We start from the raw sequence: 21,739 nt of genomic DNA on the forward strand, positions 1-21,739 counted from the left end.
ATTTCCTGCTGTTGCACTTTTGCCTTCTGAAAGAGCCGAAATGGCGCAGGAATTAGAAACAATCCGTCGGGAACGTAGTTCGAGGCGAACTGTTGAACAGCAACGAAATGATATACAAACCTACCTATCAAATCGAAATCTGATACTGCAAAATCCAGGCGCCCCGCCGACCGCTTGACGTAAGGTTCGTTGAGGTAGAATTTGCTTCAAAAATCGGGCGGTTTTCATAATTCAGGCTGAGCTTGGCCGTATGTCCTTTGATAAGCCAATTCAGGCCGACATTGTATAGATTCATAGTGCTGTTCAGTCGGTCGTAATTGGCAAACTGCCCCGAGGCAAACGGCTGAATTGTCCCCTGCGACCCCAGCAAATTGTCGGAAAATTTATAACCAACCTGTGCGTATATAACCAAACCGTTACCAAACATTGGATAGGCATTTCCCTGCGTTCCGCCCACGCCCGGCAGCGGCTGAGTGGTGCCCGTAGCAGGGTTCATCAGACCATTGTAGCGGAGGTATCCACGGCCATAATCCGTAGAAAAATAGCCTGCGTATGACGAAATCGCCGTTCCTTTTTCTTTATTCAAAGGCATATCCAAATAGGCCGCCACGGACCACAAATTCATGTGATTGTAAACCGTATCCTGCCCGTTTTTATGCCAGGTTGCATTTTTCTGAGAAATAATCCCTGCTTCCAGATTAAGCACTTTCCGTTTACCCAGGTACGTTCCCGTCATGTATCCGGGGGTGGTATTATCTTCTATGTCAAAGAAATTATAGATGAATAGTCCCTGAAATTGTTTTTTATGATTTCGCTGCGCAAACACCGCATTTGACCCAAGTGCGGGCGGAGTAGCCCCATTGGTTTCGATCGGAAACGGATCGCTTATGTCTATACGGTAATTGAATTTCCCTATTTGTCCGCGGCTGTATACGCTTAGTTTACGGGCAAACTGATCTGTTTGGTCAACGGTAGCCTGTGCAAAAACCGGCACATCCATCGTCAGAATTGTGCCGATGCCCGGCTGAGAAAAGCGTGAAAGTCCACCCACGATTGTAAGCCCGCCGCCCAATCGGATAAAGTTGGTTCCTTGTCGTTGCACTTCATATTCGCCGACCGCATCATGAAAAAACGCCGCAACTTTCCGGTTGCTCGGGGTTCCGGTGGTAGAATAGCCTGGAAACGCATTGTTTTTATTGAAGTTGTTCATGCCAAACTGCGTATATAAAAATACTCGGTCGGTGATTTGCCCAAACATTTGAATACGAGTTCGCCGCAGGCCGATGTCGAAGGTTTGGGCGGCGGCATCGCTCAGGACGGTAGTTCCGGGATTATTATTGTTGAGGCGGAGCCAGGTTTGGTTTAAAAAAGTTACTTTAAAGTAATGAGAACCGGACTCATTGAGCGCATAGCGGAGGTCCGTACGGGTATTGGGTTCTTCACTTTTTTTTGTTTGGGAAAAAGCCGGGAAAGTCAGAAGAATTAAGATCCAAAGGGTATGTTTCATGTTAAAATTAATGATTTATCCGTCAAATGAATGATTCAAAGGACGGACTACGGAGTTAATGAGTGATTAAATCGGTATTAAAAAGTGCTTAAAAAGGACTATAAACAGCGATTAGATTCACAAAAAAACAACTATAAAGTAGTTATAAAAAATTTAGCCCAAAACAAAAAGCCTGTCATGGATCTACCACAACAGGCTTTTTGGAACGTACCGTATTTTTATTCACCTCATCGCTGTTCCCAGGTACAGGCAGGTTCGAGCCATTCCTGACCGGGATCAATCGGCGCTCCGTCCGGAATCGCAACGGATTTTTCTCGGATTTCTGTTTCCAGTTCACCGTTCATAAAACGGTCGATTTGACGAAGTGCAAATTGGTAATGCGCCCGGTGCTGTTCATCAATACCATATTGCTTTTGATCTATCCAGTTTTTGAGTTCGGTTAGTTTAAACAGACCCATCGAACGAGCCGCTGCTGATGCTTCCGAAGCCGAAACCAACGAAAATAGCTGATGTAAAATCTGACTTTCGGTTTGTCTCCGAATAGCTGCCTGATAACTCTCACGTACCACGATTTTGTTTTTCCAGGTTTCTTCCAGCAGCGCATCAAGTACTTCCCCAAGGCCGGGCAAAGTGGAATCCAACGCTTTCTGACTTTCGAGCCGGCTTGCTCGTTGCGGATGCAAAAGCAAGCTCAACATCAGGTTTGTGGCCGCTTCGGCCGGCGCCATAGGATCGAATGTAAGACCGGTTTTTCCGGCAAACAACTCACGTGAGTTGCCGTTATACCCAAATGGACGCGGCGGCAGGAGCGCCACCACCGAACGCGGCAAAGCCAGAACATCCGGTTTTATGGAGTTCAGCAATGCACGAAGGGCACGCCGTTGTTCACCACCTTCTACGGATATCTGTGACACTTGTCCGTCGCCTCTGAGTGCATAAGTATAATCGACTCCGCCAAGCACCTTAGTTGCGGCCTCTACCTGATACCGATGAAACAAATACATAGGCACGAGCACTTCCTGCAAGGTAGCGAGAGGCATACCTGCCGGAATTTTCTTCTCAGAAAACTGGTTGAGCGCAATTTTACGCACCCGCATCACTCGTTCCAGTTCATCCACGGCATTTTCTCCTCCGTCCCACAGATGGGTTTTTGAGTGAGAACTTCCGGCGGGGCGGGCATCCTGATCGGTCAGAAACGCCTGCCCGCTTTTGAGGTACTCCTGAATAATGGCATTCAGCGAATCCGCCTCCTGACTGCCTTCCTCAAACTCCCTATAGGCATAATTGATCGCAATTTTATCCCACTCACCAATTCCGACAGCATAGGCTTCTGTCAAATCCAGAGTCGTATCGTTCTTGATTTCTACGTGCGGATGTGGGTAGTCCATCACCGACGCCCGGGTACGGGTGCTTGCAATGTAGTTGTGCGGTAGCCCAAGGGTATGCCCCACTTCATGAGCCGAGAGTTGCCTTAAACGGGCCAGAGAAAGCTCCATCATTTCGTCCGAAACGTCCTTTCCCTCTTCGTATTTAGCTACCAATCCCTGTGCAATCAGGAAGTCCTGACGCACGCGCAACGAACCCAACGTTACTTTTCCTTTCAGAATCTCTCCCGTGCGTGGATCCATGATGCTGCCTCCGTAGGACCAACCCCGCGTGGAGCGGTGCACCCACTGAATTAAATTATAGCGAATATCCATTGGATCGGCATCTGCTGGCAAAAGTTTTACCTGAAACGCATTGATAAAACCGGCAGCTTCAAACGCATCGTTCCACCAGGCAGCGCCCTCCATCAGTGCCGACCGAATGGGCTCAGGCGTACCGGGGTCCATATAATAGATAATGGGTTCTTCGGCCTCACTTCGGGCGGCTGTCGGATCCTTCTTTTTGAGTCGGTGGCGCACGGCATAGCTCTTGCTGAGCGGGTCGCCTACGGGTGATGAATAATCATAAAACTCAATGCCATTGACACCTGAACGAGGATCAAAAGCACGGGTCTTATAATTTGCATCGGGCAACTGTACAAACGAATGGTGCTGATGCATAGTTACAGCGGTAGGTGTAGGCACCACCGAACGCAGGTAACCTCCGGGATTATCGCCTGTCAAAGTAATTATGGTTTCAAACTCTGTATTTTGGGGAAAATTTTTGGTCCGATCCATGAAGAGTGCGGAGCGCGACCCATCCAGTTTGTAGCTTCCCTGCCGACTGCGACTGATGGCCTGTACAGCGCCTACGGCATCCTGCATCAGAAATGGTGTGAGTTCGACAAGCACCCGACCATCCGTTTCTGCGGCGATTTCAAATCCCCAATGCACCGAACGGGCGAAGGATTCTTCCACGGCTTTTTTTTCAAGCGGATCCTGACTCAGCGCCCGATACATGTAATTGGGCTCAACCATCAGGATTTTGGGACCGCTTCGCTGAAATTTTACAATGTGTTCGCTCCCAAGCCGCCCCCGATCCAGGCCAATATCATTGGAACCTACTCCTTGTGCAAGGGTTGGATAATACAGCAGTTCTGTGTCAAGCTGAGCAATTTCCAGCCAGATTTTGCCTTTCTTGGCATCCCAGTAAAAAGCCAAAAAACCTTCCTGCTTTTCCATTCCAGCGGTAAAGCTTTCGATGGTTGAGGACTGAGCCCAAATCCCTGGACTTAGTAACAACAAAGTAAATAAGATAAAGGAGAATTTTCGCATAGCATCATCAATTAGGCAAAGTTAAGGGGTTGAATATACTCTAATTTCACACACTTCGCCACCTATTGCTATACGTGAGGGGAGGTTTATAAAATTTATTGTAAAAAATATCGGGATTATGAAAATCAGGTTCAGAAAAACGCTCCTGTCAATGAAAGGGTAAAGAACTACGTTCACCTGATTTTTAGCACAAAACATCGATACCCTTTTATCGATACCTTCATTGAGTTGAAATTACATATGTATCTGGGTGGCATTTGCAACGCGCTTGGCTGTCAGGTAATTGTTGTTGGTGGCTACACAGATCATGTGCACATACTGTGTATGCTTTCAAAAAAGATCGCTTTGATGAAATTATTGGAGGAGGTAAAATCTCATTCTTCTAAATGGATTAAGACAAAAGGTGAGCGATTTCATGATTTTTATTGGCAGAATGGCTATGGTGCTTTTTCTGTAAGCCCTTCCGACATTGACCGGGTAATCGTGTATATCGCCAATCAACACATACACCATGGCAAAAAAACGTTTCAGGAAGAATATCGCGCCATACTCAAAAAATATAATGTGGCGTACGATGAAAGGTATGTGTGGGATTAATTATTTATCGACAACGCCGCTCACAAAACCGTCATACAACATGCCCAAAAATCATAGGGTTGCACCCTATGCTAATAGATTTCGCCCAGCCCTGAAAGGGCGATAGATGCCAGCGATGGGTGAAGCCCATCGGTAACAGCGTACGAAACCCATCGGAAACACCGAATGAAACCGTCATACATGCCCAAAAATCATAGGGTTGCACCCTATGCTAATAGATTTCGCTCAGCCCTGAAAGGGCGATAGATGCCAGCGATGGGTAAAGCCCATCGGTAACAGCGTACGAAACCCATCGGAAACACCGAATGAAACCGTCATACATGCCCAAAAATCATAGGGTTGCACCCTATGCTAATAGATTTCGCCCAGCCCTGAAAGGGCGATAGATGCCAGCGATGGGTAAAGCCCATCGGTAACAGCGTACGAAACCCATCGGAAACACCGAATGAAACCGTCATACATGCCCAAAAATCATAGGGCTGCACCCTATGCTAATAGATTTCGCCCAGCCCTGAAAGGGCGATAGATGCCAGCGATGGGTAAAGCCCATCGGTAACAGTGTATGAAACCCATCGGAAACACCGAATGTTTACCGAACCTCAATCACAATTTTCGTTGACATTCCTCATGTTTTCAATACCAACGGTCCTCTACATTTGCCATAGTTATTCACTTAATCAAACAATCAGTATGAAACGCCGCGAACCTATTTCCCATATCATGACCAACAACGTCCTAACGGTTTCTGTAACCGACGATTTACAGGAAGTTGTAGATTTGTTAAATCATAAAAAAATCAGGCATGTACCCGTAGTCGAAGGAGATTCAATTGTAGGGATGATTAGCCGGACCGACATGAATCGCCTTACGTTCAGTTCTTTATTTGAAGGACAGGAAGGTGCCGATGAAGCTATCCTGACGATGCTTTCGATATCGCAGGTAATGACCCACAAACCGCGGGTGGTAAAGGCCGATCAGATCATCCGGGATGTAGCCGAAATCTTCACTGAGGAAGAATTTCACGCCCTTCCGGTGCTAGATGAAAACGATAAACTTGTAGGAATCGTGACCACGACGGACCTAATCAAATATATGCTCGAACAATACTGAGCCATAAGTTGATAGATTGTCTGGCACCTGCTTTTTGAAACAATCCGACTTTTGTCAGGTTACGAATACTTAACCGTTTCGTAACCTTTTTTTATGTCTAAATCCCGCGTAGCTATTTTTTGGTTCCGTCGCGACCTGCGTTTACACGACAACGCTGGTTTGTATCATGCCTTGAAATCGGGCTTTCAGGTGTTGCCGCTATTTATTTTTGATCGGGCAATCCTCGATGAATTAGAAGAAAAACAGGATCGAAGGGTAGAGTTTATTGCAAACGCTTTATCCGATATGCAGCAACAGCTAAAGGGACTAAATTCTTCGCTGATGGTGAAGTACGGTTTCCCGGAAAACATCTGGCAGGAACTCAGTGAAGATTTTGATATTCAGGCTGTTTATACAAATCATGACTACGAACCTTATGCTCAGACAAGAGACAAAGCCGTAGCGAATTTATTGAAAGAAAAAGGCATACCGTTTCATTCCTTCAAGGATCAGGTTATTTTTGAAAAAGAAGAAATCCTTTCGGGACAAAACACGCCTTACACCGTTTTTACTCCGTACAGTCGAAAATGGAAAGAAAAGCTGAATCAGGCCTCAGAAACCGGATTTTACACCAAAGCCTACCCTACCGAAAAGTATTACGATTCCTTTTTTAAAAGTCCCGCTTTACCACTTCCATCTCTTGCCGAAATGGGTTTTGAAGCCGTAGGAGAAGCATTTCCTACCGCTGGCATTCGTAGGGAGTTGTTGGAAAAGTACCACGATCTTCGTGATTTCCCCGGCGTACCCGGCACCTCCCGGTTGAGTGTACATTTGCGCTTCGGCACGGTCAGTATACGGGAATTGGCCCGCAAAGGACTTGCGCACAGTCAAACCTGGCTCAACGAGCTCATTTGGCGCGATTTTTATCAGCAAATACTCTGGAACTTCCCACATGTAGGAGAAGGAAAGGCTTTTCGCCCTGAATATGACCGAATCGGCTGGCGTAAAGATGTGGCCGATTTTGACGCCTGGTGCGCGGGCAAAACGGGCTACCCGCTCGTAGATGCGGGCATGCGGGAACTCAACGCAACTGGATTCATGCACAACCGGGTTCGGATGGTCACAGCTAGTTTTTTGGTCAAACATTTGTTGATTGACTGGCGATGGGGAGAGGCTTATTTTGCCAAAAAACTCCTTGATTATGACCTTGCCTCCAACAACGGCGGCTGGCAATGGGCGGCTGGCTCCGGGACAGATGCCGCTCCCTATTTCCGGATTTTTAACCCTACGACTCAAGCTCAAAAATTTGACCCTCAGCGCCTATATCTCAAAAAGTGGATTCCTGAACTTAACAGTTTAAGCTATCCCAATCCTATGGTTGATCATGCGTTTGCACGTGAACGTTGCCTACGCGTGTACAAGCAGGGTTTAGGAAAAGAATAAATTCACTTTCTGTTACATTTCTATATTTACCTGGCTCGTCTGTGTTGATTATTACAAAGATGCATGGTAGATTAGCATTCTTTTTTCACCATTCTTTATTGAAAAATTTTTCAAAAGCAATCTGCTTTTCATTTTTTATTAACTTCTATATACTCTAAAATTCATTTTTAAGTATACATAAATCTTATTAATTAATACTTATTTAAAGAATCCCTACTCAAATCTTTATGATTCTGACCTATACATCTACTAAACTGTCTATCTTAGGCTTATTCTGATTATGAATTTACGAATGATCAGAATGTTGCTATTTTTGGTAGCTTTTTGTTTGCCCCAGTTCAGCTGGGCTAATGCCGTTTTGCGCGGAAAAGTGATTGACGAAGCCACGCAGCAACCTATTCAGGGAGTTTCGGTTATGATTCTGGAATCTAAAAAAGGAACAATTACCGATCAAAATGGCGAATATTCTATTACGCTTCCCCTCGGTGATTATACCATCCGATTCAGCGCTATTAGCCATTATAACCTGGCCAGGAATATTGAACTTACTGACAACCTGACGCTTAATATTTCCATGCGCCCACTGGTTAACAACCTGGACGAACTGCAAATCAGCGGCCGCCGCGACGATGCCAACGTCCGCAGCACTGAAATGAGCGTTGTACGGTTGAATATTGCCGCACTTAAAAAAATTCCGGTGGTTTTTGGCGAAGTCGACATCATCCGTGCCCTGATGTTACAACCGGGCATCAACAGCGTGGGCGAAGGCGCTGGCGGCTTCAACGTGCGCGGCGGGCGTGTAGATCAAAATCTGGTGCTGCTCGACGGTGCTCCGCTTTTCAATACGTCGCATTTACTGGGCTTTTTCTCAAATCTGAATCCTGATGTAACCCAGGACGCTACTTTATATAAGGGAAATATTCCGGCCCGTTACGGCGGACGGCTCTCCTCGGCACTTGTTCTGAACAGCAAAAGCGGCAACACCGACCGTTGGAATGTACAGGGCGGCGTTGGCACAATCAGCAGCCGGGTGGTGGTAGATGGCCCCCTGATCGGGCGAAAGCTGACGCTGATGGCGGGTGCGCGAGTGGCCTATCCGGGCGTCATAATCAAGCTGTTTCCAGATTTATTTGAGGGCAATAAAGCCAATTTTCATGATTTGAATGCCAAGCTGACGTTTCAACCCAACGACCGCCACCGCGTGACACTTTCGGGCTATCGCAGCTATGACCGTTTTAAATTCCCGGCGGACACCCTGTTTGGCTGGCAAAGCGGCACATTGGCCATGCATTGGAATACTTTTTTGAGCGACAAACTAACGACCTCCGTTTCGTTGCTTCAAAGTACCTACAACTTTCAGGTAGATAGTCCGAAACAATTCACTGACTTTACGCTTACCTCAACGATCCGGCAGCGGGAGGCCAACGCCGGGCTGGTTTTTTCGCCAACGGCCAACCATAAACTGGAAGTAGGAACTGGCTATATTCAGTACCGCATCAGCCCCGGCAACCTCGCTCCGCAAACTTCTGAATCGAGCATTCGTCCACTACAAATCGAAACCGAATATGGGGGCGAATTTAGCGCACATATCCAGGAAGAATGGACCATTAATTCGTCGTTGACACTCACCGCCGGGCTGCGCTACGTGCAGTTCAAAACATTGGGCCCGTACACGCAGTATGCCTACGAGGCGGGCGTACCGACAAGCCCCGAAACGGTGCAGGATTCGGTGGTTTTTGGCGATGGCCAAACGGTACAAACCTATGGTGGCTGGGAGCCACGGTTGGCCCTGAAGATTGGCCTCGGCAGTCGGCAATCGTTAAAGCTTAGCTACAACCGCTCGCGGCAATTTCTGCATCTGATTTCCAATACCACGGCGATGTCGCCGGTCGACTTCTGGAAATTAAGTGACCCATTCATTCCTCCACAACTGTCTGATCAATACGCAATTGGCATATTCAGAAACTGGGCTGACAACAGCATCGAAACCTCGGTAGAAGGCTATTACAAGGATATTTCGAATTTGGTAGAATACCGAAATGGTGCCGAACTACTCCTGAACCCCTACCTCGAAACATCGCTTTTGAGTGCTTTCGGGAAATCGTACGGAGTAGAATTTACGGTCAATAAAAACAAAGGCAGACTTACCGGATCGCTCAATTATACCTATTCGCGAGCGCTGATTTCTACCAAAACTGAATTTCCCGGCGAGGCCATCAATGAGGGGGAATGGTACCCGTCTCTTTTTGATCGTCCGCACGTGGCGAATTTAACCGGCGGCTATAACCTGGGAAAAGGCTGGACGTACTCGTTCAATTTTACGTACTCTACGGGCCGGCCCAATACGTACCCTGACGGGCAATATTTGATCAATACCTTGCCCGTGGTCAACTATTCCAGACGAAATGCGGATCGTTTGCCGGACTATCACCGGCTTGATATGTCGTTTAGCTACGACACCCGACGCAACCGCGAACAAACAAAATATAGCGTGTGGGTCTTTTCATTTTATAATTTTTACGGAAGAAAAAATCCCTACTCCATCTACTTTACCAATTATCGGTCAGCTCTACGCTCCTATCAGCTAACCGTTTTTGGCAGTATCATCCCTTCGCTAACCTGGAATTTTAAGTTTTGAATCAGCCCATGAAACCTACCATATCCCGACTTTTGCTAGTACTGAGTTTGCCTTTGGGTATTCTGATGAGCTGCATTGAGCAAATCAAGGTGCCCGTTCGTACCGAAGCACCCATTTTGGTAGTGGACGGTGGCATCACCAATTTGCCTGAGCCTTATCAGGTACGAATTACACAGACGGGTACATTTAACCTACCCAGCGAAGCCTACGAAAAACTTGCCGTACGTAATGCGCAGGTTCTGATTGAAGAAGTAGAAAGCGGGCGAATGGTGAGCCTTTTTCCGGTAGAAACCGAGCCGGGCCTTTACCGTACTGCGGACCCTGATTTTGTGGGAAAAATCGGAAATTCGTACCTGATTCATATTACAACCCAGGACAATAAAAGCTTTCAGTCTGTTCCTGAACGCATGTTGGCTGCGCCGCCCATCAAATCTCTAACGGCTCGGTTTTCTGACCAACGGGCTATCGTCAATGACACGCCGTTTGGCTATGAGATTTTTCTGGAAACGGACGACCCGGCGGAGCAGGAAAACTACTACCGTTGGACGGCTTTTGGCTATATACGCCGCGAGTCTGCTGGGGTTCTCACATTTGGGGGGAATCTTTGGTATAAATTCTGCTGGACACCCGTTTTTGACAATTCTATCACGATTAGTTCTGATGCATTTACCAATGGTGCGCCAATTCGGGAGCAGCAGGTTTATCGCTCGCCAATTTATACCGTAGGAAAACACTTTATCGAAGTCCGGCAACATGCCCTTAGCCGCGAGGCCTACCAATATTGGCGCAGATTTAACGATCAGCGCGAGCGCATAGGTACCATTTTCGATCCTTTGCCCTCTCCCATCATTGGCAATATTTTTAATGCTGAAAATCCTCAGGAACGTGCTCTTGGCTATTTTTCAGCCACCGGCATCAGCACCAAACGGCTCATCGTGCCGGGCGATACGCTGTCGACGCCCCTTTTAAACATCGAAACCAGTCGTTTCATCGCTCCGGGTGACTGCCGGCGGGCATTTTTTCAGGGTTCGGAAGAAAGGCCGGTTGGCTGGGAATAAACGTTTATTTTTTCAATGTATCCAGAATTTTCCTCATCCTTTCCGAAGGAATAATATGGTTAAAATTTGCCCAGTAAACCTCATCATATTTGGGAATGCGCTGTGGGGCAAACAGTGCGGTATCCATCAGTTGATCCGTTGGCGGAATGGCATTTCCATTACTTTTCATAAAATCATTCACGGCAAAATGCAGCTTGATGGTCCCCGAAAGCGTATCCTGTTTTTCTATAAAATCCGTTTGAATCAGCAGTTGTGAATCCTGTAAATACCATTTTCCATTCCAGGGCAGATAGTTGGTAAAACTACTCACCCGCCGGGCTTCCCGTTTATTTTTTCCCAGCATTTTGCCCAACGCATTTTTCATAGAACTTTTGAAAACCTCATCCATCCCCTCCGGAGTAAAGTCATAAGCTATCCGTACGATGGCTGAATCTGATTTATTGATACAAATCACCCCCGTACGGGCGCCTTTTACCTGCGGACCAACGGGCGAAAAATGGATTTGATACACATCCTGATTGTTGTAAAACGCAATGGAATCGTCAAGTTGAAAACGGTAGTCAGACAATGCACTTCCGGCCAGATAATCGGGCAGGCCTGTGTCTATGCTGCGGGTTACGATTGCGGCTCCATTCGGAAATTCGTATTCATCCAATAGCTTTTGGCGGCTTGTACTTTGGAACCGCCGCCCCCGCAGCAACCTGAACTTTTCGGGAATTTCAACTTTGGGTCTAGGATCCTTCTCTACTTTCAAAACTGCCTCCCGAATGTCTACGTATTCGTCATTTTGTTGTAGGGTTTCCTGATAAAAACCCGTCATGACTATCGGCGTTTCGGTGTAGTTTTTCTGTACTTTGCTCAGCGCTGCGCTCACCCAGCCCCGCGCATTGAAACTATTGATATACGCGCTATCCACTACGACGGGTTGAGCTACCTGCATTTCGAGTACTACATTTTTATCTCCCGAAACAAACTCAGCTCCTTTGCGCGCCAGGTTGCGGTAGCCCAAATGCGCCACCACGACATCTTCTGTGGAAGCAATTTTGGGAAATCGGTAGTAAAATTCTCCACGCTCATTAGCAATCGTACCCAGGCCTTTGGACATCACGCCGATGTGTGCATACGGAATCGGCTGCTGTGTAACTTTATCAATAATTTTCCCACTGATTATAACGTAGCCCTGCGCCTGCACATCAGGCAGCGACCAACCAAAAACCAGAAGCACAAACAAGGATTTAACCAGCGTTGACATAAAAAATAGAAAAAGGGTACGGACTCAAAAATAGCAGTTGGCAGCATACTATACCAACTAGCCCCAGGATTAAATCGATGAGGGGCATTCGGCAATACGCAAAATCAGGTTTGGATCGGGGCAATTGGCCAGCATGCGCTCACGGTTAGAGAGCGACGCCACACCGGGATAGTCGCTCTGATACCCGCCTAAATCCTGAATCAGTTGAAAATGCAGATGCGGCGGCCAATGACCGTTTTCGGGATAATTGCCGATGTGGGCCACGCAGCTTCCAGCCTCTATCTCCTGCCCTTCGTGCACCATCTGCAAAGAAGCCACTGACAGATGCCCGTACAGACTAAAAAATGTATGGCCGTTCAGCTCATGCTTCAAAATAAGAGTAGGCCCATAGTCGCCAAAGTTGTCGTTGTTTGCTACGCTGTGCACCACCGCCGCAAGGGGCGCATACACGGGCGTACCGGCTGCCGCCCACAGATCTACGCCCAAATGCACGAAGCGCGGCTCCTGATCGGGCGCGCCAAAATGCGGGCTGCGACGGTAAATTACCCGGGGTTCGTTGTAGCCTCCAATGCCTACAAAATGGCTGTTTTGTAGAAGATTAGAGAAAACATAGGTATCAAAAATAGCTGTATCGGTCAAATCCAGCGTATCTAAATCCGGATTCGATGCCGTAAAATCCAGAGCTCGAAAAGGTTTTTCAGTGGAAATTACCGGGGCAAAAGACGTTTGTAATTGCAGGGATTCTATAAGAGACATGCCTTTTCAGTAGGTTAAATACGTCGCTTTTTGGTCAGGAAAAGCGACGTTATCAGAAATACAAAGTAAGGCAAATGTAACAAAGGATGCATCGTTTGTTTGCATTTGTGGGCTATGTTCAGCTGATTTTTGATGAATTCTTCCGGCTTCATGAAATTTAGACAATTTTGGTATCTTGCAGCAATTACCTGATTCGTCAAACAGACTTTAACCTCTATTACCTATTCTATCGTACACTTTATGACTTCAACTACCGATACAGCCAAACACCCGCGTGGACTTTACGTGCTGTTCTTCACCGAAATGTGGGAACGATTCAGTTACTATGGCATGCGGGCCATTCTCTTTTTATTTCTTATCAAATCGGCCTCCGAAGGTGCTATGGGCCTTTCGGAGCAAACCGGCGGGGCCATTTACGGGCTTTACACCTCCTCCGTTTATTTACTGACGTTGCCCGGAGGGTGGATTGCGGACAATATTCTGGGGCAGAAAAAAGCCATTTGGTGGGGCGGAATCGTCATCATGATCGGGCACATTTTGCTCGCAATTCCGGGCAGCGAAGCAGTCTTTTTTCTCGGGCTTTCTACGGTGGCTATCGGTACGGGCCTTCTCAAACCAAACATCAGTTCTATTGTTGGCGAGCTATATCCCGAAGGAGGTGCGCGGCGTGATGCAGGTTTTTCTATTTTTTATATGGGAATCAACCTGGGTTCATTTTTAGGAATGTTCATCGTGGGGTATCTGGGCGAAAAAGTGGGTTGGCACTATGGATTTGGAGCCGCTGCCATTGCCATGTTTTTGGGGCTTGTCATGTTCCGGCTCAACGGACACCACCTCGACAGCCTGGGAGAGCCACCCGTCGAAAAAGGCAAATTTACATTTTTGTATGTAGTGGCTGCCGCTTTGGTGCTCATTGCGGTTTTGTTGGTCAGCGGTGTTTTGGATGCCATTTCCCTGGCCGAAGTCATGAAATACGTTATCAGCGGAATCACGATTCTATATTTTGCCTACATCGGTTTTTTTGACTCCTCGCTTAGTGTAGTAGAGCGCAAACGGGTAGGTGTATTGTTCATATTCTTCATTGCAGCCGCGCTTTTCTGGTCCGGTTTTGAGCAGGCCGGTTCCTCACTGACTATCTTTGCCGACCGTCATACTGACCGGGTTTTTGGAGGATGGGAAATGCCCGCCTCGTGGTTTCAAAACGCCAACTCCTTTTTTATACTCCTATTTTCGGCACCCATTGGTGCACTTTGGATTTATCTGAATCGTAAAAATCTGAACCCGACCATTCCTGTTAAGTTTGGTTTGGGGCTTGTACAAATGGGTTTTGGTTTCTTTATCATGTACTGGGCCGCTCAATATGCCGTAGAGGGCATTGCCGTAGGGGTAGGTTGGCTCACCTTTACGTACATGTTTCACACGCTCGGCGAATTATGCCTGAGTCCGGTAGGATTGAGTACGTATACCAAGTTGGCGCCAAAAAAATATTACAGCCAAATGATGGGTCTGTGGTTTGTGGCAGCCTCTTTGGGCAACCTCATTGCGGGTGTTTTTGCAGGTAATTTCAATGAAGAAAATGTAGCCGATATGCCGAGCCTTTTCCTGCAGGTATGTCTGTTTGGGGTTGGCCTTGGCCTTTTGCTGATTCTTTTTTACAAACCTCTTAAAAGCTGGATGGGAGGTATTAAATAAGCTAAATTTAGACTCTACCATTTCACTAAAAAACCCCCTTCTGCTACCAAACAGAAGGGGGTTTTCAGTGAATAACTAAACTGAAAATATCATTGTACTTTCAACTTCAACTCTTCCTTTTTAGCCTGCGTGCGTTGAATCCGTTTGTCGAGTGACATCAGAAAAGCCGGCAGTAAAATCAGGTTCGAAGCCATGCCCATCAATAAGGTGATCGAGACCAAAATCCCCAACACGATTGTACCCTGAAAGGTAGAAGCACCAAAAATTGAAAAGCCGGCGAAAAGAATCATAGCTGTATAAAACATACTGATTCCGGATGATTGAATCGTGCGTGCAACGGCATCAGCGATACTGCCCCCACTGCGAAGTTCATCCTTATATTTTGTCAGGAAATAGATGGTTCCATCCGACGAAAGTCCAAAAGCAATACTGAATATCAGAATGGTAGATGGTTTGAGGTGAATATCAAAAAAGCCCATCAGGCCAGCCGTCACAATGAGAGGTACCGTACTTGGAATGATGGCAATGGCAATCATCCGCAAATTTCCGAACAGCAGGCCCATAATGACCGAAATCAGAACAATGGCAAGGATGGTACTTTCCACGAGGTTTTTTTGCAGGTAATCATTTCCTTTGGTAAAAACCACGCTGTTCCCGGTAATGCGGGCATCTACGCGGTCCTCCGCAGGTTTCCATTGTCCCATAGAAGCATCGTAGTTGAAGATCGTATCAATCCGGGGTTGTAGTTCACTATACAGTTCTGTAATCCGTTTGGTGCCTACGTCCGCAATCTGAAAACTCACGCGTGTGTACTGCCGGGTACTATCCATAAAGTTTCCGAAGCTATTTTCTTTCCCTTTAAAAGTCGCCGCATAACCCGCCAGTTTATTCAGTTCCAGGGCCCCCGGCACATTAAAGTAGCGCGGATCGCCACCCCGGTAAGCCTGATAAAAAAACTTGATGGCTTCTACCACCGACAGTGGCCGGGTAATTTCGGAATAGCTTGCAAATTCCTTTTGCATGACCCGAATCTTGGTCAGCGTGCGAGGGTCAAGCACTCCGCCGGGCCGGCCGGTATCAATTGAAACTTCAAAGGGTAACACACCTTTGAAATGTTCTTCAAAAAATTTCAGGTCCGCATATACCGGATCTTTCTGCGGCAGGTCATCAACCACGTAGCCGATTGCTGTAATTTTAGTAATTCCATAGATAGAGATCGCCGTAACAATCGCCACAAGGCCATAAATAATGGGCCGATGCGTACGGACCATTTGCCCAATCAATGCCAGAAACGCATTGATCCGGGGAGCTTCCAGGTGTCCCATTTGCCGCGCCGTTGGGGTGGGTAGCAAACTAAAAAGCAGAGGAATCATGATGATGGAAATAGCAAACGTAATCATGACGCTCAACGACGCTACGAGCCCAAATTCTGTCAGTAACGCACTGCCCGTCAGGTAAAAAACGCCAAAGCCAATGGCAGTTGTAACGTTGGCCCAAAAGGTAGTTTCGCTGCTTTTCTCAATGGAAAGTGCCAATGCCCCCTGTTGGTCGCCACTTTGGGCAAATTCCTGCTGATAACGATTGATAAGAAAAATCGAATTCGGAATACCGATCACAATCAGCAGAGGAGGAATCAGCCCTGAAAGTAACGTTATCTGAAAACCAAACACGGAAATCAATCCCAGCGACCACACCACACCCAGCCCGACCACAAAAGCCGAAGCGAGCGCTACGACTATGGATCTGAAAAACGCCAGCAGAATAATGGCAGTAACGACAAAAGCGAGGATCATAAAAAGGCCCATTTCCCGGCTCACTTTTGACATAAACTCCGTGCGAATGTAGGGCATACCCGACAAGTGAACATCCAGTTTATTTTTTTCACCAAACGCCAGCGCCTTGTCCCGAATCTCGTGGGCCATCGTAATCCGGCTTTTACTGTTCAGTTTTTTTTGATCAAACGTAACTGCCATTAGGTGCGCCCGGCCATCTTCACTAATCACAAAACCTTCATAAAACGGGAGCCGGTCAAGATGCGCTTTGATGGAATCAACCTCTGCCTGCGAGGTTGGTAATCCTGTTACCAAAGGCTTAAAATCAAAACGGTTCAGGCTATCATTCCGAACCAGATCAAACAGATTGGCATTGGAAAGTACCTGCTTAATCCCATCAATCTGTTTGACTTCCATGCCCAACGCGTACCAGTCATTGAAGAGTTCGCGGGTAAACATCCGGTCGGTTTCGATGCCGATAACCATCACATTTCCGTCTTCGCCGTAGCGCGCCTTAAACTCTTCGTAGAGTTGATAATTGGCATCTTCAACGGGTAAAATCCTGGCCAATTCATACGAAAGCCGAATCTGTGAAGCCCGATAGCCCATGTAAGCTGTGGAAAGCAAAACCAATCCAATCAGGAGCGCTCGGTTTTTTAGAATAAGATGGGATAACTTCTGCCAGAATTTCATAAGTATTGGGTTAATAATGAGGGTTTTGCACACTATTTTTAGCGTTTCCTCAGATTTTTTCAGAATCGCAAAGGTAGCTATTTCGTTCAGGTTTTGGAAGCACTTTCCTGTGCAAATCGTGTTTGGAAGCCTACGTTGCCGACAGGCAAATCCCTCGGAAGGTTGCAGGGTAAAAAAGTTTATCCGATTTTTGACCCTTCGTGACAGCCCGGCGCTGTTGGGATTTTTTCACTATTCATGAACCTTTTTTTCATACAATCTTATGCAAATAGAACCAATCATTGGAAGTTCCTTTACTCATGCTTTCCTTTTTACACAGGCAGATGTAGAAGCTTTTGCAAAAGTTACCGGCGACAACAATCCGCTGCACCTCGATGCTGAATTTGCGGCTACGACGGCCTTCAAACGTCCGATTATTCACGGCATGCTCGGTGCCTGTGTTTTTACCAAAGTACTTGGAACTGAGTTTCCTGGCTTCGGATCGGTCTATCTCAAACAAACCGTGGATTTTTTACGGCCTATGTTTGTCGAAACAGCCTACGAAGCTCGCTTTACGATTATCAGCATCAATCCTGACAAACATACTGCCGAAATTTCCACGGAAATCATGGATGCACAAACCCGAAAAGTAACCACCAGGGGCGTTGCAACGCTCATGAATCAGGAAAAATTTTAGGGGTTAGTCGCCTGCTTTGGGTCCAAAGCAGGCGGCTTCTTTTTTAATCAAAAAGAACTTGCCGCTTACGAAGTAATTTTTAGCCGTATCAGTTTTTTCTGCACTTTCAGCCTCTAATCTGTCCTTCTCTTCGCCTGTCTTTTCTATTGCTTTTTCTTTTATTAATTGCTGATTCTCCTCGTACCTTTTAAACTTTGAGAAATAACCCTCTCCTGCGCTTTGAATTTTTATTTACCTAACTAAAATTTCAACACGTTATGAGCTCATTTTACGAGGAAATGAAAGTGCCGTTTTACCTGCTAATCGCTATTTGTGTAAGTGCAGGCACCACAAAGGCCCAAAGTACCATCCGAATTAGCAGTCCTACGACGGCTGGTTTTGGCAATGAAACCACCATTGTTGGAGCCAATGCAGGCGCTTCCAGTACGGGCAACGAAAATGCTTTTTTTGGCTACAACAGCGGAACCGTCAACACGACGGGCTGGCGAAATACTTTTTTAGGGAGCGGCACCGGACATGCCAACACCATCGGCGAATCAAATACATTTGTGGGGGCTTCTGCCGGACGTTTTAATCAGGATGGCAGCAACAATGTGTTTCTTGGCCACTATGCCGGATTCGGAAATACCGTTGGGGTTTCCAATACGTTCTCGGGCTCTACGGCCGGGCAAACCAACAGCAGCGGGTCTTACAATTCATTCTTTGGGTTTGGTGCGGGCTACAACAACAGCGGCGGAATGAGTAATTCGTTTTTTGGTACAAGTGCCGGATCCAGCAACAACAACGGCGCCAACAATACATTCCTCGGAATGTATGCGGCTTCATTCAATACTTCGGGTTCAAACAACACCGTCGTAGGTTACCTTGCCGGTCAACGCGGCGGCGTGTCGGGATCCATTGGGGCAAATAATGTATTTGTTGGTGATTTATCGGGCTATAATTCTTCCGGGAACAGCAACACGCTTCTCGGAAGCGAGGCCGGACTGGGCCTTACCTCCGGTACGCAGGCAACCCTGGTTGGCGCCAAATCTAACGTACTATCCAACAACTTATTACGCGCCACGGCCATTGGCTACGATGCGCTTGTAGGTGTTAATTACGGACTTGTGCTGGGGGATACCGTGCATACAAAAGTTGGCATCGGCACGGCTTTCCCGGACCAACGCTTTACGCTTCGGGGAAATATAAATTTTTTGGCGCACGACAATTCTATACGGTACAAAAACCAACCGTTCATTCACTGGGACGATCAGCAAAATCTTGCGTTCGGACCAGGAACAACATTAACCTCTTCGGCACGCAACTCTATAATTTTGGGAAATAGTGAAGCACACATTGGAATTGGGACCAATACTCCTTCCAACAGGCTGGAAATCAATAGCGGTGCGGAAGGTTACTCGGGCTTAACGTTTTCTCAGCTGCGCACCAATCTTCCGCCCAATAGCCAAACGGCTGCCCGGATGCTTTCGGTCAGCGAGACGGGCGAGGTGGTATTGGTTGCTCCAAGGGTACAGTTGAATTCACCGGAAGATTGGGCTGACCACGTGCTGAGTAGCGGCTACAAGCTACCGACGCTGGAAACGGTAGCCCAATTTCTGAAAAATCATCAGCATCTTCCACAGATCCCGTCTGCCAGCGAAATGACACAACAAGGTATGGACCTGGCAACACTTGCTGCCCGACTCGTTGAAAAACTGGAAGAATTAACGCTGTATGCCATTCAGGCCGATGAGAAATATCGTGTCCTCGAACACCAACAGCAGGTGTTGATGCAACGGCTAAACCGACTGGAAAAAACTCAACGGTAAATAACTAAAAAAAGCGGCTCCCTTTTGGGAAGCCGCTTTTTGCTTTGAAATTGTATGCTTTTAGGATTCGGAATTTTTCATGTCCTGAACTTCACTACGAATATCCTGCGCAAGTGTTTTCAGATCCTGCATTCCTTTACGTACACGGGTACCCGCTGCCTGATTTCCTTTTTCATAGAATTTCTCAAAGTCTCCTTCAAGTGACATCACTAAATTTTTTACTTCTTCAAATCGTGCCATGGTGAATTTTTTTAAGTTGAAAAATGCGTAATACACGCAATTAAGGCATGTTTCGCTCGAAATTTAGTAATTAAAACCGTTTTACCAATTTAATTGACAAAAAAAAACACTTCAAAAAATTCAAAAAAAAATGCTATTTTTTTAAAATATTGATTATCAAGCAGTTACACGAGAAACTGATTTATCAAATGGTCAAAAAAAAGCAGGGGGATTTTTTTAAAAAATGCCCCTGCTTCTTAATTTAGCCTATTTTAGTCCTCAAACAATCTCCTGAACTTCGTCTTGCTGATAGACCCTATTTTTTAGTTTATCGGCCAGGGTTGTAAATGCGTTCAGGGTATATTCTACGTCTTCCAGGGTATGGGCAGAAGTCGGAATAATGCGGAGCATTATCTGTCCCTTCGGTACCACAGGATACACAACAATCGAGCAGAAAACCCCCATATTCTCCCGCAGATCGCGCACCATTCGGGTCACTTCCGGAATGCCGCCTTCGCTGTGCAAAAACACGGGTGTAACCGGCGATTCGGTCTCTCCTATATTGAATCCCCGTGACCGTAATCCGTTTTGCATTGCTTCCACTACGGTCCAGAGATTTTCCCGAAGTTCGGGCATTGTCTTGATCATGTGCAAACGATGACGGCATCCTTCCACATACGGCATCGGCAGCGCTTTGGCGTAGGTTTGCGAGCGCATGTTGTATTTCAGATACATGATAATGTCCGGGTCATTGGAAGCTACAAAGCCACCAATAGCCGCCATTGATTTTGCGAACGTAGAGAAGTACAAATCGATGTCATCCTGCACACCCATTAGCTCACCAGCACCCGCGCCGGTAGCGCCCATTGTTCCAAAACCGTGGGCATCGTCTACCAGCAAACGAAAATTATATTGTTTTTTAAGGGCGGCAATTGCTTTCAGGTTCCCTACTTTACCCGACATACCAAACACCCCTTCGGTAATTACAAGAACCCCGCCGCCTTTTTCGTCAGCAAGTTTTGTCGCACGTTTGAGGTTTTTTTCGAGACTGTCCATATCGTTGTGATTGAACTTATAGTATTGTCCCATTTTGGCTTTGTGCAGGCGAATTCCGTCAATCAGGCAGGCATGCGATTCGGCATCGTACACGATCACGTCGCGATGATCGCACACGCATTCAATGACCGACATAACGCCCTGATACCCATAATTCAAAAGGAAGGCGTCCGTTTTGCCCACAAATTCGGCAAGTTCTTTTTCAAACGTTTCGTGTAGTACTGAGTTTCCGGACATCATACGGGCACCCATTGGGTAAGCAAGCCCCCAGCGAGCGGCGGCTTCTGCGTCAATTTTACGAACTTCGGGATGATTGGCCAGACCCAGATAGTTGTTCAAACTCCAATTGAGAACTTCCCGTCCCATAAACCGCATCCGCGGCCCCAAGTCTCCTTCCAGCATTGGAAATGAAAAATAGTGGTGACTGTTCAACATTTTGGCAGGTGTTCCGATCGGGCCCCAATTGTCACGTAGTTTCTCAAAAATATCCACTTTATAGATGTTTATGTGGGTTGTTAATTTGTTTTTTTAATTCCCAGGGTGCAAAATTATAAAAAATTATGATAGGCTGGCACTTGCTTAGTAATCAGAAAGTTATAATCAACTTATGGCACCTGGTCAATTTTAACGCATCTGTATTCAGAAATTCACCGCCTTGTGCAGCAGCTGTACTCATCTAAACTCAATCCTATTTAAATATAAGCAAAAACCTGATTCATAGGCTTGCATTGGTCAAATTACTACATTTGGGTAAATTTCCAATCTTAATACATCGGTTTGTTAA

Annotated in this window: 15 protein-coding genes; 8 read left to right on the forward strand and 7 right to left on the reverse strand. The window is 46.6% G+C overall.

The genetic code is table 11. The features are described from left to right. Positions 1 to 127: 127 nt before the first annotated feature. On the reverse strand, positions 128 to 1,507 hold the full coding sequence (locus EZE20_RS08610) for a hypothetical protein (protein ID WP_132116574.1): 1,380 nt from the start codon (positions 1,505 to 1,507) through the stop codon (positions 128 to 130). 227 nt (positions 1,508 to 1,734) lie between these two features. Beyond that, positions 1,735 to 4,206 carry a zinc-dependent metalloprotease gene (locus EZE20_RS08615; protein ID WP_132116576.1) on the reverse strand — a complete coding sequence of 824 codons (2,472 nt, stop codon included), beginning with the start codon at positions 4,204 to 4,206 and terminating at the stop codon, positions 1,735 to 1,737. 93 nt (positions 4,207 to 4,299) lie between these two features. Between EZE20_RS08615 and tnpA the strand changes: the two genes are divergently transcribed. The 5 genes from tnpA to EZE20_RS08640 all read left to right on the forward strand — a co-directional run bounded on the left by tnpA (position 4,300) and on the right by EZE20_RS08640 (position 11,031). Continuing rightward, positions 4,300 to 4,803, forward strand: a complete 504-nt coding sequence (gene tnpA / locus EZE20_RS08620) for an IS200/IS605 family transposase (protein WP_262709648.1) — start codon at positions 4,300 to 4,302, stop codon at positions 4,801 to 4,803. A gap of 690 nt (positions 4,804 to 5,493) precedes the next feature. After that, complete coding sequence (locus tag EZE20_RS08625; RefSeq protein ID WP_132116580.1) at positions 5,494 to 5,913, forward strand: CBS domain-containing protein; 420 nt, start codon at positions 5,494 to 5,496, stop codon at positions 5,911 to 5,913. Positions 5,914 to 6,006: 93 nt separating this feature from the next. Next, on the forward strand, positions 6,007 to 7,335 hold the full coding sequence (locus EZE20_RS08630) for a cryptochrome/photolyase family protein (protein WP_132116582.1): 1,329 nt from the start codon (positions 6,007 to 6,009) through the stop codon (positions 7,333 to 7,335). A gap of 280 nt (positions 7,336 to 7,615) precedes the next feature. Further along, on the forward strand, positions 7,616 to 9,973 hold the full coding sequence (locus EZE20_RS08635; protein WP_132116584.1) for a TonB-dependent receptor: 2,358 nt from the start codon (positions 7,616 to 7,618) through the stop codon (positions 9,971 to 9,973). Positions 9,974 to 9,981: 8 nt separating this feature from the next. Then, the gene (locus EZE20_RS08640; RefSeq protein WP_132116586.1) at positions 9,982 to 11,031 is read left to right on the forward strand and encodes a DUF4249 domain-containing protein; all 1,050 of its coding nucleotides are present in this window, start codon (positions 9,982 to 9,984) and stop codon (positions 11,029 to 11,031) included. 4 nt (positions 11,032 to 11,035) lie between these two features. Here EZE20_RS08640 and EZE20_RS08645 read toward each other — a convergent pair whose 3' ends face one another. Together EZE20_RS08645 and EZE20_RS08650 are read right to left on the reverse strand one after the other, a co-directional pair. Next, positions 11,036 to 12,283 (reverse strand): carboxypeptidase-like regulatory domain-containing protein, encoded by a 1,248-nt coding sequence (locus EZE20_RS08645; protein ID WP_132116588.1) that lies wholly within the window; start codon positions 12,281 to 12,283, stop codon positions 11,036 to 11,038. 69 nt (positions 12,284 to 12,352) lie between these two features. Further along, positions 12,353 to 13,039 (reverse strand): peptidoglycan DD-metalloendopeptidase family protein, encoded by a 687-nt coding sequence (locus EZE20_RS08650; protein WP_132116590.1) that lies wholly within the window; start codon positions 13,037 to 13,039, stop codon positions 12,353 to 12,355. A 240-nt stretch (positions 13,040 to 13,279) separates the two neighbouring features. Here EZE20_RS08650 and EZE20_RS08655 point away from each other — a divergent pair, with 240 nt between their 5' ends. Further along, the gene (locus tag EZE20_RS08655; protein WP_132116592.1) at positions 13,280 to 14,731 is read left to right on the forward strand and encodes a peptide MFS transporter; all 1,452 of its coding nucleotides are present in this window, start codon (positions 13,280 to 13,282) and stop codon (positions 14,729 to 14,731) included. 89 nt (positions 14,732 to 14,820) lie between these two features. Here EZE20_RS08655 and EZE20_RS08660 read toward each other — a convergent pair whose 3' ends face one another. After that, on the reverse strand, positions 14,821 to 17,196 hold the full coding sequence (locus EZE20_RS08660; RefSeq protein WP_132116594.1) for an efflux RND transporter permease subunit: 2,376 nt from the start codon (positions 17,194 to 17,196) through the stop codon (positions 14,821 to 14,823). 262 nt (positions 17,197 to 17,458) lie between these two features. Between EZE20_RS08660 and EZE20_RS08665 the strand changes: the two genes are divergently transcribed. Both EZE20_RS08665 and EZE20_RS08670 read left to right on the forward strand, forming a co-directional pair. Beyond that, positions 17,459 to 17,872, forward strand: coding sequence for a MaoC family dehydratase (locus tag EZE20_RS08665; RefSeq protein WP_132116596.1), 414 nt, complete (start codon positions 17,459 to 17,461; stop codon positions 17,870 to 17,872). 257 nt (positions 17,873 to 18,129) lie between these two features. Continuing rightward, the gene (locus EZE20_RS08670; protein WP_132116598.1) at positions 18,130 to 19,680 is read left to right on the forward strand and encodes a hypothetical protein; all 1,551 of its coding nucleotides are present in this window, start codon (positions 18,130 to 18,132) and stop codon (positions 19,678 to 19,680) included. A 60-nt stretch (positions 19,681 to 19,740) separates the two neighbouring features. On the opposite strand, the gene EZE20_RS08675 is transcribed toward EZE20_RS08670, so the two are convergent. After that, positions 19,741 to 19,920: a histone H1 gene (locus EZE20_RS08675; RefSeq protein WP_132116600.1), complete on the reverse strand. Its 180-nt coding sequence runs from the start codon at positions 19,918 to 19,920 to the stop codon at positions 19,741 to 19,743. A 258-nt stretch (positions 19,921 to 20,178) separates the two neighbouring features. Then, positions 20,179 to 21,447, reverse strand: coding sequence for an aminotransferase class I/II-fold pyridoxal phosphate-dependent enzyme (locus EZE20_RS08680; protein WP_132116602.1), 1,269 nt, complete (start codon positions 21,445 to 21,447; stop codon positions 20,179 to 20,181). Between the last annotated feature and the right edge of the window lie 292 nt (positions 21,448 to 21,739).

The organism is Arundinibacter roseus, assembly GCF_004348825.1.
Lineage (GTDB): Bacteria > Bacteroidota > Bacteroidia > Cytophagales > Spirosomataceae > Arundinibacter > Arundinibacter roseus.